A 13,885-nucleotide genomic window follows, 5' to 3' on the forward strand; every position below is an offset into this window, starting at 1 on the left:
ATGGATGCTCGTAATGTTCGCGTCGGCGAAACGGGACTTGAACAGTTGATCCAATGGCTGCGGCAGACGGGGAAGCCCCAAAGCCTGGAGGCGCTGACAGAGCGCTATGTCGCAATTCTAAAAGAGCTCGTCCTTCCTGAGGAGGTGGCTTAATGGCCTTGGCGACGCAGCTTCAATTTGCTGGAAGCGCTGAGGAGCAGGCGCTTGCTCGCCGGATTTTTGAGATTATGGCCGGCCAGGGATCATTGAATTCGCGCGATGCGCTGATTCGCCAATCGCTCGACAATCTCGCCGCTTTTTTTGCCGAACAAGATAACTCTACACCTGACCAGATATTGCCACAGCTTGCGGCGGCGATCACCGCGAACCCGGCGATCTTTGCGCGCGAAGAGCGTAACGATACTGTTTTTATTGTCACCTCGCGGCGTGGCGTTTCCAGCGAGCGGCCCGCCGATAAGCGCCATACGTTCGCACAGCGCTTGTACGAGCCGGTGCGGCCACTGCCGGTCGAAGATATTAACAACATTGTCACCACGGTCCGCCCGCCCCTGACCACCGTCGAGCCGGTGCAGATCTCGAACTACTGGCGCGCGCTGGCGGGCCAGACGAGTGGCGACGAGCAGCTCGTCGTTCCGTCGGTCGAGGAGCCAGCGGAAGTGCGGGAGTCAGCGTCGGTCGAGGCCACGGCGGAAGCGCCGGTCGAGGCCACGCCGGTTGAGGCCGCGCCGCCTCCGGTCAGGCGGCCCGCCCTGCCGAACACCGCGATCACCCTGAGCGACGGCACGGCGGTCGATCTGAAGGAATCGATCGAGACGCTGATGGCCCAGTTCGGCGAGGCGCTTCAGGCCGAGGTCGCGGCGGCGTTCTCCGAAGATCCGCTGCGCCGCGTCGTCTCCTTCGGCACAACCTATTACGTATCGGATGCGCTGCCCAACTTCGGCAAGAACGACCTGCGCCGTATCCGCGACTACATCGTCGAGCAGGGCGAGCCTGTCAGCGATGTTGCGGTGCTCAGCGACGTGTATCGGGAGCGGCCCGGCACAAACTCGTTCGAGGTCTTCCGCTTTGGCCTGAACTACCGTCTGAGCCGCGAGAAGGACTTTGAGTTCGTCGGCACCGGCGGCCAGCATCTATGGTCGGCGAAGGGCCTGCCCGCGATTGGCTCGAAGCGCGTCAAAGCGAGCGACCTGGGCCAGTTCTACGCCTACGAGGTCGACGGCTACGACGACACCGAGGCGGTGACAGGCGGATCGGTCAGCCACTATCTGAGCGTCTTCGAGTGGGAGTACGGCGTGCTGGCGCTCAACCACGCCTTTGCATCGCTGATGCCGAAGCCGCTGCTGCACGAGCAGCGCACCGCCACGCTGCGCATCGAAGCGCCGCAGCACTACTCGACCTATATCGCGGAGGTGCGCTTCCCGACGCCCAATCGTGGCGGCTGGATCTGGGGCCTTGAAGATTTCTTCCACGAGTATCTGGTGCCGGGCACGCTGCTGACGCTGACGGCGACCGAAGATCCGACCAGCTTTACCGTCGCGTACGAAGAGATCGGCGGGGTGGAAGAGAAGCTGCTGCACTTCGAGGAAAAGCGCAACCGCTTCGTCTTCTTGCCGGTGACGTACTACGCGGCGGTCGACGAGGATCTGCTGCCGAGCCAGCGCCGCTACAACAAGCTGCGCAACATCAAGCCGCTGCCGATGAACGACCGCAAGAAAGCCGATCTGGTGATCGAGCATGTCTTCGAGGCTGTCGGCGAGCAGCTTGGCTCGAAGGAAGAGCCGATGTACTGGATTCAGTTCAACGAGCTGCATCTGGCCGTCAACGTGCTGCGTCCGATGTCGCGGGCCTATCTTGAGCACCTGCTGGGCGAGAATCCGGCCTACTATGCCGACGAGGCTACGGTGGGCGCGTACTACTACAAGCCCGCGCCGGTTGCGGTTACGGTGGATGACGAAGCAGACGAGGAAGAACCAGACGACGAGTAGGCGTGATCTGAGGGTCCAAAGGCCAGACGTGCATGCGCTGGACCTTTGGACCTTTACACTTTAAAGCTATGGCAACGATTGCAACGACTCTCGCGCGGCTGGGCGATCCCCGCCGTCAACTGCAACATAAGGAGCTGCGGCAGCTCAGCGATATTGGCCGCGACGCACAGCCCGACTTTCTGGTCGCCTGGCGTGGCATCGAACTGGCTCGCCGCCGCGAGATCGCCGCCGCGCTGGTCGCGCTGGCCGAGGATAACGCCGAGTTCGATTTCCGCGATGTCTTCAGCACGCTCCTGTCCGACGCCGACGCCGAGGTGCGCGCTGCGGCGGTTGGTGGCCTGTGGGAGGACGAGCGTCTGAGCACGCTACGGCTGCTGCTGCCGATGCTGGCGGATGATCCCGACTCCGCCGTGCGGGCGGAGGTGGCGCTGGCGCTGGGCCGCTTTGCGTATCTGGCAAGTCTGGAAGAGCTGCCCGCCCGCGAAGCGGCGGCGGTGCGGCGCGCGCTGTTCGCCAGCGCGTCCAACCTCGATCAGCCCGACGAGGTGCGACGTAGGTCGATCGAAAGCCTGGGCTACTTCGAGGGCGATGACGTGACGGCGGTGATCGGGCAGGCGTACACCTCAGGGCGGCGCGCGCTGAAGGAGAGCGCGCTGGTGGCGATGGGCCATAGCCTTGATACGCGCTGGCTGTCGGTGTTCGAGGCAGAGCTGCAAAGCGCCGAGCCTGCGCTGCGCTACGAGGCGGCGCGTGCCAGCGGCGAGTTTGGCACAGAGGCCGAGGCGATGGTGCCGCGTCTGCTGCTGCTGGCGCAGGGTGACGATAGCGAAGTGGCGCAGGCGGCGATCTGGGCGCTGGGCCAGATCGGCGGCGAGGCCGCGCGGCGGCTGCTGCAACGGCTGACCGACAGCGACGATCCGATGATTCAGGAGGCGGCTGAAGAGGCGCTGGCCGAGCTGATGCTGGGCGATGATACGCTGGGCTTTTTCTAGGAAGGGCCGGGCGGCGAGCGCAGCGTAGGCCGGGGGTGGGGGTGGCCCCTACTATTGTCTCACCCTTTGCTGCGGCATTTGAACTTTGAACTCAATACAGAGACTATGTTGATCGAATCGCTAACCGCCGCTCGTGGCTACGAGCATGTGTATATCGCGCCGCATCTTGACGATGCGGTGCTATCATGTGGCGGCAGGATCGCGCTCCAGGTCGACGGGGGCCAGCCCGTGCTGGTCGTCACGATCTGCGCCGGTCGTCCAGCAGCGAGCGCCGAACTCTCGCCATTCGCGCAGTATCTCCACTCGGCCTGGGCGCTCGGCGACGATCCGGTCGGGCTGCGTCGCGAAGAGGATCGGCGGGCGCTGGCGAGCCTGGGCTGCGCTGGCCTGCATCTCGGTGAGCTGGACGCGCCGTACCGCGTGGCGGACTATGGCGCGCGCGATGCGGTCTTTGGCACGCCGGTCACGGGCGATCCGCTGGCCGAGGCGCTAGAGCCGATCCTGACGCAGCTTCACGCACAGCAGCCACAGGCGCGGCTCTACATGCCGCTGGGCGTCGGCCAGCATGTCGATCATCAACTGGTCTGCGCCGCCGGTCTGATGCTCCACGAGCAGGGCGCTGATGTCGTCTGGTACGAAGACGCGCCCTATGCCGCCAGGCAGCCGCACGCGCTGACGGAGCGCCTAGCAGCGCTATCCGAGCAGTTCGTGCCTGAGGCGATCGCGATCGATGCGGCACTGGAGCGCAAGCTGGCGGCGATCCGCGCCTACCGCTCACAGCTTGCCGAGCTGTTCGGCGCTGTGGGGATGGAGCAGGTGATGACCGCCTACGCCGCCACCGTGGGCGATGGGCAGCATAGATTCGGCGAGCGGATCTGGCGACGCGAGCAGCCGCAGCGCTGATGCCAGGCGCTTTGCGCAGATGTGAAGCACGTGCGGCGAGTGGTGTACGCGCTGTACGATTTGTAGAGTGACTATGCACACGATGGTACAAGGCCAGGAAACCGCAGAGAAGAGCGCCAGATCGCTGGCGGTGATCGAACATACCGATGCCACCGCGTGGGATACACTGGTCGGGCAGCATGCGCAGGGGCATATGCTCCAGAGCTGGGCCTGGGGCGAACTCAAGCAGCAGTTTGGCTGGCAGCCGCTTCGGGTGTCGGTCACGGATGGCGCGGCGGTCGCCGCCGCGCAGGTGTTGATTCGCCCGCTCTATGGCCTATCCGTGGCCTATGTGCCGCGCGGCCCGCTGTTTGCCGCCGACGAGACGCTCAATTACGCGCTGCTTCAGACGCTCCAACGAATCGCGCGGCGGCGGCGAGCCGCGTTCCTGCGGCTTGAGCCCAACATGCCGGAGACGAGCGACGCCACGAAAGCCCTGCACTCCTGGCTACAGGTCCAGCGCTTCGTGGTCGCCGCGCCGATGCAGCCGCGCTCGTCGATCCACCTGGATCTCACGCCCGCGCCTGATGCGCTGTTTGCCGCGTTCTCGAAAGGCCATCGCGCGGATGTGCGCCGGGCCGAGCGTAACGGCGTTACGGTGCGCGTCGGCACTACCGACGCCGATCTGGACACGTTCTATACGATCATGCAGGCGACGGGCGAGCGCCAGAGCTTCGCGATTCATGCACGCGGCTACTACCAGGCGGCGCTGCGGCTCTTTGGCGACGCGGCGCGGCTATTGATCGCGGAGCACGATGGCGCGGCGCTCGCGGCGTTTTTGGTGTTTGGCTGGGGTCGGGAAGCGACGTATATGTACAGCGGCTCGACCGAAAGCGGGCTGAAGCAGGGCGCGAATCACCTGCTACAATGGCACGCGATCCAGTGGGCGCGGGAGCGCGGCTGCACGATCTATGATCTGTGGGGCATTCCCGATGCGTTCGGCCAGATGGCCCATGCGTCGAGCGATGAGCAAGCGCGGCTGGAACAAGCAGCGAAAGAACATCCCTTGTACGGCGTGTACCGCTTCAAAAAAGGCTGGGGCGGCCACGTCGTGCGCTACCTACCCGCGTATGATCGCGTTTATCTCGCGCCGCTCTACTGGCTATGGCAGCGTCGGCGCGGCGGAGGCGAATGATGCAGCCCGAACCTCTTCCGAATCTGCAACTGGTTGCGCTTGAGCGCTGTGTGCTTCACGAGTCGACCGATCCTGCGCGCGTCTCGCGGCTGATGAACGATCTGGCGCGCGAAGATGTGCTGCGCAATCCCCCGATCGTGGCGCGCTATGCCCGCACCGACCGCCTGATGGTGCTGGATGGGGCGACTCGAACCACGGCGATGGGCGAGCTTGGCTTCGAGGCGATCCCGGTACAGATCGTCAACTACGTCGATTCGCGCATCGAGCTGCATACCTGGGCGCACCTGCTCCATAACATCAACACGCATTCGTTGCTCCGCGCGCTCCGCGCGCTCGATCAGGCCAAGATCTATGCGGTCGATGCCCAGGATGCCGAGCGGAGCGTCCGCGAGCGAGCACTGCTCGGCGCGCTGATCTCATCCGACGGCGATGCCTGGGCGATTGAAGGCGGCGCGGCGCTCTCCGATGAGGCGCATCTGCTGGAGACAGTCTTTCGGTGCTACGCGCAGCGGTCGACGATCCAGCGCCTGCCGCACGACGAGCGGCTCACTCCGGCAAGCCTGCCAGTGGGAACGATCGCGGTAATCTTCCGGCACTACACCAAGCTCGATCTGCTGGAGCTGACCAACACGGGCGGGATTCTGCCCGCCGGGATCACGCGGCATATCATCCCTGGGCGGGTGCTGCGGCTCAACACGCCGCTGTCGATGCTGCGCTCCGCAACGTTCGCCGCGCAGCAAAACTGGTTCGCCGCGTGGGTCGCAGAGCGGATCGCCAGCGGTCATGCCCGGCTGTACAACGAGCCGACGTGGCTGTTTGATGAGTGAGACGCGAACAACGAACCGGGTGCCCTTTGGGCGCACAAAGAACAAAGCAGGGAGTCTCCTGCGCTCTGTTCTTTGTTCGTTGTTTGTATAAAAGGATCATCCATGAATCTTGCCCAACTTATCGCCGATCTGCCCGATGCACAGGTCACGGGAGCGCGTGAGGTTGCGATCAGCGGTGTGACCTACGACTCGCGCAAGGTGGTGCCCGGCAGCGTGTTCGTGGCGATCAAAGGCACGCATGTCGATGGGCATCGCTTTATTCCGCAGGCGCTCCAGCAGGGCGCGGCGGCGATCGTGTACGAAGATCAGGCGGCGCTGACCGAGGCTATGCCCGACACGGCGACGTTCGTGCGGGTGCCGTGCTCGCGGGCCGCGCTCTCGCCGATCGCGGCGGCGTTCTACGACTATCCGGGCCGCGCGCTGCGGGTGGTGGGTGTTACCGGCTCGAAGGGCAAGACGACGACCTCGACGTTGATCGCGCATGTGCTCGACACCGAAGGCCATACCAGCGGCCTGATGACGACGGTCGATTTCAAGATCGGGCCGCGCTGGTGGAGCAATCTGACCCGCCAGACGACGCCTGAGGCGCTCGAAGTGCAGCAGATGCTTCGCGAGATGCTCGACGCGGGCTGCGACTACGCGGTAGTCGAGGCGTCGTCGCACGGGCTGTCGCCGCAGTGGAACCGGGTGGGCGACTGTGATTTCGACGTGGCGGTGCTGACCAATCTGACTCACGAGCATCTGGACTACCACGGCTCGATCGAGCAGTATCGCCGCGACAAAGCGCGGCTCTTCGAGCTGCTGCACGTGGGACAGGCCGGGCAGGGCGGGCGGAAGACGGCGGTGATCAACCTGGATGATCCCAGCGCCCCGTTCTTTATCGACGCCGCGGGCGCTGCCGATGTGATCACCTACGCGCTGCACAATCCCTCGGCGCTGGTGCGGCCCTACGATGTCGATCTGACGCGCGACGGCGTGAGCTACACGGCTACCACGCCCTGGGGCGATGTCGCGATCGATCTGGCGATTCCGGGCGAGTTCAATGTGCTCAACTCGCTGGCGGCGCTGAGCGTCGGTCTGTCGCAGGGCATCTCCGGCGCGGCGATTGCTGCGGCGCTGCGGGCGGTCGGCGGTGTGAATGGGCGCATGGAGCGCGTCGAGCTGGGCCAGCCGTTTACAGTCGTCGTCGATTACGCGCACAACCCCGACTCGTTCGAGCAGGTGATGGGCATGATGCGTCCGCTCACGAAAGGCAAGCTGATCAGCGTCTTTGGCTCGGCTGGCGAGCGCGACCACGAGAAGCGCGCGATCCAGGGCGAGATCGCCGGGCGCTACTGCGATCTGGTGATCATCGCCGACGAAGATCCGCGCGACGAGGACCGCGAGGCGATTCTGGCCGAGATCGCGGCGGGTGTGCAGCGGACGGGCAAGCGCGAGGGCCGCGATTATCTGCTGATCGCCGATCGGGCACAGGCGCTACGGGAGGCGTTTCGGCGCGCGCAGCCCGGCGATATTGTGCTGCTGCTCGGCAAAGGCCACGAGTCGTGCATCATCTACGAGAGCGGTCGAAAGCTGCCGTGGTCGGAGCGCGGCGAGGCCGAGCAGGCGCTGCGCGAGATGGGTTTCAATGGATAAAGAACAAGAGAACAAGAGAACAAGGGATCTTGGGCTTTTTTTGTTCCTTTGTTCCTTTGTTCCTTTGTTCCTTTCTACGGCTGCGCTTTCCAGGCGTGAACGCCCGTGCGCGTGAAGGAGAAGGGCCGCACGCGCACGCCTGCGGCGGTCAGCGCCTCCTCAAGCTCCAGCCGACGGTCAAAGGGGCAGCAGAAGCACATAAAGCCGCCGCCGCCAGCGCCGGAGAGCTTGCCGCCCCACGCGCCGTGCTCGCGGGCGATGGCATAGACCTGATCGACCAGCGGCGAGGCGATATGCGGCGAGAAGGCTTTTTTGACCTCCCAGGCCTCGTGCAGCAAGCGCCCGAAGTCGGGGATGCGTGCCGCGCGCAGCAGCTTGACCGACTCGTCGACAAATGCTTTCGTCTCGTGATGATAGCGCAGCGTATCGCCCTCGCGCATGCGGCGGACCTGATCGTTGACCACGTTGCGCGTGAGCATCTGCCGATCGCCGATAAAGCCGATCACCAGGGTTGACTCCAGCTCCAGCAGCGCCGACTCATCCGTAACCACCGGCTCGACGATCGCATCGCCCGCGCCGAAGTGGTAGACGTTCATGCCGCCGAAGGCCGCCGCGTACTGATCCTGCCAGCCGCCGGAGATGCCCAGGTCCTCGCGCTCGATGCGGTAGGCGAGCTTCGCCAGATCGTGCGGGCCGATCCCAAGCTCAAAGGCGGCATCCAGCACCTTGAGCATCGCCACCACCAGCGCCGACGACGAGCCGAGGCCGGAGCCCGGCGGCACGTCGCTGAACATCACGATCTCAACGCCGTCGATCTCAGGATGCGCGTTCATCACCGCCTGCGGCAGCGGCAGGTTGCCGTTCCAGGCGCGTCCCGCCACCGTCTGCGTAATCGTCGCGAGGTCGAGCGAGCGGATGATCACGCCGGGCTTGCCGGTGGGCCGCAGCATACAGCGCACATACTTATCGATCGTGCAGTTGAGCACTTTGCCGCCGTACAGCTCAGGATACGGGCTAACATCGGTGCCGCCGCCGAAGAATCCGATGCGCATCGGCGCTTTTGCTTTATAGATATTCTGCATAGGGTTGATTACCATACATGCGGTTTGTTGGGCTACTCCTGCGCCGGAAGCCGCGACTCAACCTGGGCGAGCGCGGCCATCAGGTGATCTTGCCGGATCGCCGCCGTCAGATCGCCGCGTGTGCGCTCCAGCACGGCCCGCAGCGCGTCGGTGGTGCGGCGCAGGCCGCCGGTAACGCCGTCGGGATAATCGACGGTGACGAGCCGGCTGTACACGTCGTCCATCACCTCAAGAAGCTGCTCGCCGGTGGTGACATCGCCTTTGCGCAGGCCATCCAGAATATAGCGGCGCAGCTCGCTGGCAGCCTCGGCCAGGCCGTTGAGATAGGCGGCAGGCTCGACCGCGATCTGCTCCGGGCTGGGCAGATCGATGCCGCGCACCATGGCATAGACCAGCCGCGCCTCGGCATACTCCTTGAAGGCATCCTGGCTGTAGCCCGCGTTCAAAATCGCGGAGTGTTCGGTCAGGCGGGCGCGCAGCTCCGTGGCGATCCGGTCGGCCTCGCCCAGCATTGTCTCGGCACTAGCCCACTCATGGCGATGTGTGGCGCGAATCGCGTTGGCGCACTGGCGAATCAGGCTGCGCGACGTAGCCAGCGCGGTTTCACGCGCCTGGTTCGTCTCATCGAGACGAGCAATCGCCGCTTCAACAATCGTTTCAAGATTCATAGCATCCTACAGGTTACAAAATATGTGTCCATGCCGGGGCGAAGGTATCCGGCGCGCATCTCGCTAGCCGTCGAGCAGCACGTAGCGGAAATAGCGCCCGATCTCCTGGGCCACGCCGCCGATGTTGATGTCGCTGTCGGCTCCGACGGGCGCGCTCATCAGGCGCAACCGCTGATCGTGGGCGATCTTCAGCAGCCGCAGCATCTCGACCGGCTCGGCGATCAGCAGCGCGCTGGTCAGGTGATCGCGTTCGAGCGCCTGTCTGGCGGCGGCAAGCTGCGCGCGCTGCTGCGCGGCTTGCAGCTCGATCACGGCCTCGTCTTTGACGCCCCGACTTTGCAGCGTGGCGCGGCTCTCGGCGACATCCGCACCGGCCAGCAAGATCCGCGAAACCTTGCCCTCGATGTAGAGCCTGCGCGCATGCTCCAGCCGCGTCGTCGATCCCGCACCATCGGTCAACATAACGATCGCGGCGTCGGCTGGCTGGTTATCGCTGCGTCCCGCCTGGAGCATGATCGCCGCGCCGGTGCCGAACGCGATCAGCACAATCAGCAGCAGCAGCGACAGGATGCGCCGAAACGAGCGCCAGAGCGCGACTGTAGAAATCCGTGGAGTCATGCCGCACATTATACACGAACCGATCAGGGTCTTTGTTTCTTGACATTGTTTATCAACTATATGATAAAATAGAGGTGGATTGAAGAATCGTTTCAAGGAGATCAGGCATGGAACAGGAGCGACCTGCAACTCATTCATCAAGTTCCGCTGATGGCGTTCCGCTTCCGATCGTGAAGCTGAACCGTTGGGTGCTTGTTCTTGGCGTGTTGATCGGCATCGTCACGCAGCAGCCAGCGGCAACCACGATCCTGTTTGTGCTGCTGCTGCCTGCGGTGGTGCTGGGGCAGCGCTGGAGTCCGATCGCGGCACTGGGCCGCTGGCTGTTTGCAACCAAGCTCCCAGGAGCCGAACGCCAGGATCGGCGGCTGATGCGCTTCAACAATACGATCGCGCTGGCGCTGCTGGGCGCGGCGCAGATTGCCTTCGTCGCTGGCTTGCCCATGGTCGGCTGGGCGCTGGCGCTCATGGTGGCGGGAGCGGCAAGCGTGGCGCTGGCAGGCTTCTGCGTCGGCTGCTTTTTGTACTACCAGTTCAAGCTGCATCGCCGCCAGATCTTGGGCTGATCCGGCAGCGCGGCCAAAAGCATGAGGTTGGTGGCTGTTGTCCACCAACCTCGTTGTATTTCTGCGGCCTATCCCGATCTGCTACTCGATCGCCAGTAACAGGCCCTCGTCGGGCCGCAGTGTAAGCCTTGACAGCTCGACATGCCCGTCGCGATCGAGGTGAGTCGAGCAGAGGATCGTGCCGCGCGCGCTGCCCGCCGCGACATCGAGCGTCTGCTCCGACGAGCTGAAGTTGAGCGCTACCAGAATACGCTGGTCCTGCGCCTCCCGCATGTAAGCAAAGACATCGACGCTGCCGGTATTCACCGAGCGGTGCGAGCCGATAGTCAGCGCCGGATGCGAGCGGCGAAGATCGATCAGCCGTCGGAACAGGCTTAGCATTGATCTGGGATCGTCGCGCTGGGCGGCGACGTTGTTGACGGCATAATCGTCGGCGAGCGGCAGCCAGGGCGTGGCCGTCGAAAAGCCCGCGTTGGTCGTGGCATCCCACTGCATCGGCGTGCGCTCCGGGTCGCGGCCAAAGCCGGGCGAAAGCTGCTCCTGGGGATCGTGCGCCAGCTCGCGTGGGATCGGCACGTTATGCATGCCGATCTCGTCGCCATAGTAGCAGGTGGGCGTGCCCCGCAGCGTCAGCAGCAACATCTGGGCGACACGCGCCTGCGCCGGGCCGATGCGACTCACCACGCGGGGCTGATCGTGGTTGCCGAGCACCCAGTTGGGCCACGCGCCAGCAGGCAGCGCGGCCTCGTACTCATCCACAGCCTGGCGGATCACGGCGGCATTCCACGGCAGCAGCACAAGCTGGAAGTTGAAGGGCAGATGCGCGCCGTCGAGCGACTCGCCGTAGTACATCATCAGGCGTGGAACCGGCAGGTAGATCTCGCCAATCATCACGCGCTCGTGATACTCGTCGAGGACCGCGCGCATTTCGCGCACGACCGCGTGAACCTCCGGCTGATCCTCGGTATACACCTTGTGATAGCGCATCCACGGCGGATCGCCCTCGCGCCACTCAGGATTGGGCGGATTATCGCGGAACTGCTCGTCTTTGATCAGCAGCCAGATCACATCGACGCGGAAGCCGTCCACGCCCCGATCGAGCCAGAAGCGCATCGCATCGTACATCGCCTGCCGAACCGCCGGATTGCGCCAGTTCAGGTCGGGCTGCTTGGCGTGGAAGAGATGCAGGTAATACTGGCCGGTCGCGGCGTCGAGCTGCCACGCGCTGCCGCCGAACATCGCCTCCCAGTTGTTGGGCGGGCCGCCGTCGGGAGCCGGATCGCGCCAGATATACCAGTCGCGCTTCGGGTTGTCGCGGCTGGAGCGCGACTCGACAAACCAGCGATGCTCGTCGGAGGAGTGATTCGGCACGAGGTCGAGCAAGACCTTCATGCCACGGCCATGCGCCTGCGCCAGCAAGGCGTCGAAGTCGGCGAGCATGCCGAAGAGCGGATCGATATCGACGTAATCGGCGACATCGTAGCCAAAATCGGCCATCGGCGAGGGAAAGATCGGCGAGAGCCAGATCGCATCGACGCCAAGCCATGCCAGATAATCCAGGCGACCGAGAATACCTTGCAGATCGCCGGTGCCATCGCCGTTGCTATCCATAAAACTGCGCGGATAGATCTGATAGACCGTCCCCGTCTGCCACCAAAGATACGGATGTGTCATGGTCTACACCCAGGGTGCCGCTACGTGTCGGGTAGCGTACACATACGAGCGCGACCCTGAGCGGCGGGGTCGCGACAACAGAGATCATACTCACGCCAGCGATCGACGGCAAGCTATGTGCCGCGCCTCGCGCTGACGATCGTCTGCGTGGTATGTAAGTTGCGGTGGTCCGGTGGGGCAGAGAACAAACGAAAGGAACAAGAACCAAAGGAAGAACAAAGAACAAAGCGAGAACCAAGAGCCATAAGAAACTCGAAACTCGAAACTTGAAACTCGAAAAAGGAGCAAGCATGACTGAGCGACAAAAACAATCCGCGCCTATCGACGCCGAGCTTGGGCAGCAGCGCGAGCAGGCGATCGATCGCGCGCAAGGGCCAGGCCCGGTGCTGGATCAGGACATGCCCCGACCGATGCCGCTCTTCAACCAAAACGAGCGGGTGGGCAGCGATGTGGAGAGTGCGATCGATCCGGCAGAGTTTGCAGCGTTCGGCCAGCGCAGCGGCGAGGAGCTGGATCATGTTCGTCCGATGGGCGATACCGACGATCTGGGCGTGGCCGGACGCGCGGCGCACTCACGACTGAGCGACGCGGACATCAAGGATGAGGAGCGGTAAACTGATCCTCTATTGGCTGCTTAAAGCCTGAAGAGATTGCCGTGTCGGCACGAGCGTCGGCACGAACGTCGGCGCCTGTGTCGGCACGCGCGGCGGAGTTGCCGTTGGCTGAGTCGGGGTATTCGTCGGGGTGGGCAGCGCTGACGTGCTGGTCGGGGTGGGCGGCGCTGGCGTATCGGTTGGCGTGGGCAGCGCTGACGTGCTGGTCGGGGTGGGCGGCGCTGACGTACCGGTTGGCGTGGGAGTTGGCAGCGCAACTGTTGGCAGCGCGACTGTTGGCAGCGGGCCGCTGGTGGGCAGGAGCGTGGGCGGCAGCGTGGGCAGCGGCACGGCAGTTGGCGGCAGCGTGGGCAGCGGCGGTACAGTCGGTAGCACGACCGTGGGTAACGGGACGGTCGTGGGCAGGAGCGTGGGCGGCAGCGTGGGTAACGGGACGGTCGTGGGCGGCAGCGTGGGCAACGGCACGGCAGTTGGCAGGAGCGTGGGCGGCAGCGTGGGCAGCGGCACGGCAGTTGGCAGCACCGGCGTGAGCGTCGGTACAACGGGCGGACTGGTCGGTAGGAGTGGCGTCGCGGTCGGCGCTGGACGAGCCGGGGTATTCGTCGGGGCTACGCGCGTCGCGGTCGGCTGTGGGCGCGACGGCGGCCCGCTGGAATGGCTCGGCGTTGGCGTAGCGGCTGGTAGCTGCGCCGTCTGTGTCGCGGTCGCGCTGGGGCTGGGCGGCGTCGGCGACACGGTTGGCGAATCGGTGGCGCTGGGCGATGGACTCTCGCTCGCCCCGCCTGCTGCGGCGGTGGTCGGCGTGGATAGGGCGCTACGACCCCCGGCTGTTCCCGCCGGGGTTGGCTGATTCTGCGGCGACGGCTCGACCGGCACCTGGATGATGTGATCGTGCGGGGAGGGCGCGGCGTCGCGTGCAGTATCGGAGATAATCTCAGGATCGAGCGGGCGCTGGCGCGGGCTGGTGTCCGGCCAGGGCTGGTAGTTAGCCGCGACAAGCGAGAGCAGGCTCACGCGATGGGCGCTTCCCGACGGTCTGACCAGCGTCAGGCCAAGGATCGCGGTTGCCAGAATCATGGCTGTCGCGACGAGCATCGTGATCGCGCTGAGCAGCCAGAGCAGATGGCGCTGCAACAGGTGTGACATCATG

General features: G+C 64.6%; 14 protein-coding genes. 9 read left to right on the plus strand and 5 right to left on the minus strand.

All coding sequences use genetic code 11. The features are described from left to right. From VFZ66_14605 to VFZ66_14635, 7 genes are all read left to right on the plus strand, one after another. Complete coding sequence (locus VFZ66_14605; protein HEX6290417.1) at positions 1-153, plus strand: hypothetical protein; 153 nt, start codon at positions 1-3, stop codon at positions 151-153. Next, positions 153-1,985 (plus strand): hypothetical protein, encoded by a 1,833-nt coding sequence (locus VFZ66_14610; protein HEX6290418.1) that lies wholly within the window; start codon positions 153-155, stop codon positions 1,983-1,985. Before VFZ66_14605 ends, VFZ66_14610 begins: the two co-directional genes overlap by 1 nt. Before the next feature lie 68 nt (positions 1,986-2,053). Continuing rightward, positions 2,054-2,977, plus strand: a complete 924-nt coding sequence (locus VFZ66_14615) for a HEAT repeat domain-containing protein (GenBank protein ID HEX6290419.1) — start codon at positions 2,054-2,056, stop codon at positions 2,975-2,977. 105 nt (positions 2,978-3,082) lie between these two features. Continuing rightward, positions 3,083-3,880, plus strand: coding sequence for a PIG-L family deacetylase (locus VFZ66_14620; protein HEX6290420.1), 798 nt, complete (start codon positions 3,083-3,085; stop codon positions 3,878-3,880). A gap of 73 nt (positions 3,881-3,953) precedes the next feature. Beyond that, complete coding sequence (locus tag VFZ66_14625; protein HEX6290421.1) at positions 3,954-5,054, plus strand: peptidoglycan bridge formation glycyltransferase FemA/FemB family protein; 1,101 nt, start codon at positions 3,954-3,956, stop codon at positions 5,052-5,054. Then, positions 5,054-5,881 (plus strand): hypothetical protein, encoded by an 828-nt coding sequence (locus VFZ66_14630; GenBank protein ID HEX6290422.1) that lies wholly within the window; start codon positions 5,054-5,056, stop codon positions 5,879-5,881. Before VFZ66_14625 ends, VFZ66_14630 begins: the two co-directional genes overlap by 1 nt. A gap of 102 nt (positions 5,882-5,983) precedes the next feature. After that, entirely contained in the window at positions 5,984-7,516 is a 1,533-nt protein-coding gene (locus tag VFZ66_14635) for a UDP-N-acetylmuramoyl-L-alanyl-D-glutamate--2,6-diaminopimelate ligase (GenBank protein ID HEX6290423.1), read from the plus strand. A 74-nt stretch (positions 7,517-7,590) separates the two neighbouring features. Here VFZ66_14635 and VFZ66_14640 read toward each other — a convergent pair whose 3' ends face one another. The 3 genes from VFZ66_14640 to VFZ66_14650 form a co-directional block, all read right to left on the minus strand. Then, positions 7,591-8,598, minus strand: coding sequence for a GHMP kinase (locus tag VFZ66_14640; protein HEX6290424.1), 1,008 nt, complete (start codon positions 8,596-8,598; stop codon positions 7,591-7,593). Positions 8,599-8,630: 32 nt separating this feature from the next. Then, positions 8,631-9,266: a haloacid dehalogenase gene (locus VFZ66_14645; GenBank protein HEX6290425.1), complete on the minus strand. Its 636-nt coding sequence runs from the start codon at positions 9,264-9,266 to the stop codon at positions 8,631-8,633. Positions 9,267-9,329: 63 nt separating this feature from the next. After that, positions 9,330-9,884 carry an ElyC/SanA/YdcF family protein gene (locus tag VFZ66_14650; protein HEX6290426.1) on the minus strand — a complete coding sequence of 185 codons (555 nt, stop codon included), beginning with the start codon at positions 9,882-9,884 and terminating at the stop codon, positions 9,330-9,332. 107 nt (positions 9,885-9,991) lie between these two features. Between VFZ66_14650 and VFZ66_14655 the strand changes: the two genes are divergently transcribed. Next, the gene (locus tag VFZ66_14655; GenBank protein HEX6290427.1) at positions 9,992-10,447 is read left to right on the plus strand and encodes a DUF4395 domain-containing protein; all 456 of its coding nucleotides are present in this window, start codon (positions 9,992-9,994) and stop codon (positions 10,445-10,447) included. An 81-nt stretch (positions 10,448-10,528) separates the two neighbouring features. Here the strand turns inward: VFZ66_14655 and VFZ66_14660 are convergent, their stop codons facing one another. Then, the gene (locus VFZ66_14660; GenBank protein HEX6290428.1) at positions 10,529-12,121 is read right to left on the minus strand and encodes an alpha-amylase family glycosyl hydrolase; all 1,593 of its coding nucleotides are present in this window, start codon (positions 12,119-12,121) and stop codon (positions 10,529-10,531) included. 290 nt (positions 12,122-12,411) lie between these two features. Between VFZ66_14660 and VFZ66_14665 the strand changes: the two genes are divergently transcribed. Continuing rightward, positions 12,412-12,735, plus strand: a complete 324-nt coding sequence (locus VFZ66_14665) for a hypothetical protein (GenBank protein ID HEX6290429.1) — start codon at positions 12,412-12,414, stop codon at positions 12,733-12,735. A gap of 9 nt (positions 12,736-12,744) precedes the next feature. Here VFZ66_14665 and VFZ66_14670 read toward each other — a convergent pair whose 3' ends face one another. Continuing rightward, positions 12,745-13,884 carry a hypothetical protein gene (locus VFZ66_14670; protein ID HEX6290430.1) on the minus strand — a complete coding sequence of 380 codons (1,140 nt, stop codon included), beginning with the start codon at positions 13,882-13,884 and terminating at the stop codon, positions 12,745-12,747. Position 13,885 lies beyond the last annotated feature (1 nt).

It is taken from the genome of Herpetosiphonaceae bacterium (assembly GCA_036374795.1).
Taxonomy (GTDB): Bacteria; Chloroflexota; Chloroflexia; order Chloroflexales; family Kallotenuaceae; genus LB3-1.

Excerpts from the sequence above, each read along its gene's own strand:
- VFZ66_14605 (HEX6290417.1), top strand. The coding sequence starts at position 1 with ATGGATGCTCGTAATGTTCGCGTCGGCGAAACGGGACTTGAACAGTTG.
- VFZ66_14610 (HEX6290418.1), top strand. The coding sequence starts at position 153 with ATGGCCTTGGCGACGCAGCTTCAATTTGCTGGAAGCGCTGAGGAGCAG.
- VFZ66_14615 (HEX6290419.1), top strand. The coding sequence starts at position 2,054 with ATGGCAACGATTGCAACGACTCTCGCGCGGCTGGGCGATCCCCGCCGT.
- VFZ66_14620 (HEX6290420.1), top strand. The coding sequence starts at position 3,083 with ATGTTGATCGAATCGCTAACCGCCGCTCGTGGCTACGAGCATGTGTAT.
- VFZ66_14625 (HEX6290421.1), top strand. The coding sequence starts at position 3,954 with ATGCACACGATGGTACAAGGCCAGGAAACCGCAGAGAAGAGCGCCAGA.
- VFZ66_14630 (HEX6290422.1), top strand. The coding sequence starts at position 5,054 with ATGCAGCCCGAACCTCTTCCGAATCTGCAACTGGTTGCGCTTGAGCGC.
- VFZ66_14635 (HEX6290423.1), top strand. The coding sequence starts at position 5,984 with ATGAATCTTGCCCAACTTATCGCCGATCTGCCCGATGCACAGGTCACG.
- VFZ66_14640 (HEX6290424.1), bottom strand. The coding sequence starts at position 8,598 with ATGCAGAATATCTATAAAGCAAAAGCGCCGATGCGCATCGGATTCTTC.
- VFZ66_14645 (HEX6290425.1), bottom strand. The coding sequence starts at position 9,266 with ATGAATCTTGAAACGATTGTTGAAGCGGCGATTGCTCGTCTCGATGAG.
- VFZ66_14650 (HEX6290426.1), bottom strand. The coding sequence starts at position 9,884 with ATGACTCCACGGATTTCTACAGTCGCGCTCTGGCGCTCGTTTCGGCGC.
- VFZ66_14655 (HEX6290427.1), top strand. The coding sequence starts at position 9,992 with ATGGAACAGGAGCGACCTGCAACTCATTCATCAAGTTCCGCTGATGGC.
- VFZ66_14660 (HEX6290428.1), bottom strand. The coding sequence starts at position 12,121 with ATGACACATCCGTATCTTTGGTGGCAGACGGGGACGGTCTATCAGATC.
- VFZ66_14665 (HEX6290429.1), top strand. The coding sequence starts at position 12,412 with ATGACTGAGCGACAAAAACAATCCGCGCCTATCGACGCCGAGCTTGGG.
- VFZ66_14670 (HEX6290430.1), bottom strand. The coding sequence starts at position 13,884 with ATGATGTCACACCTGTTGCAGCGCCATCTGCTCTGGCTGCTCAGCGCG.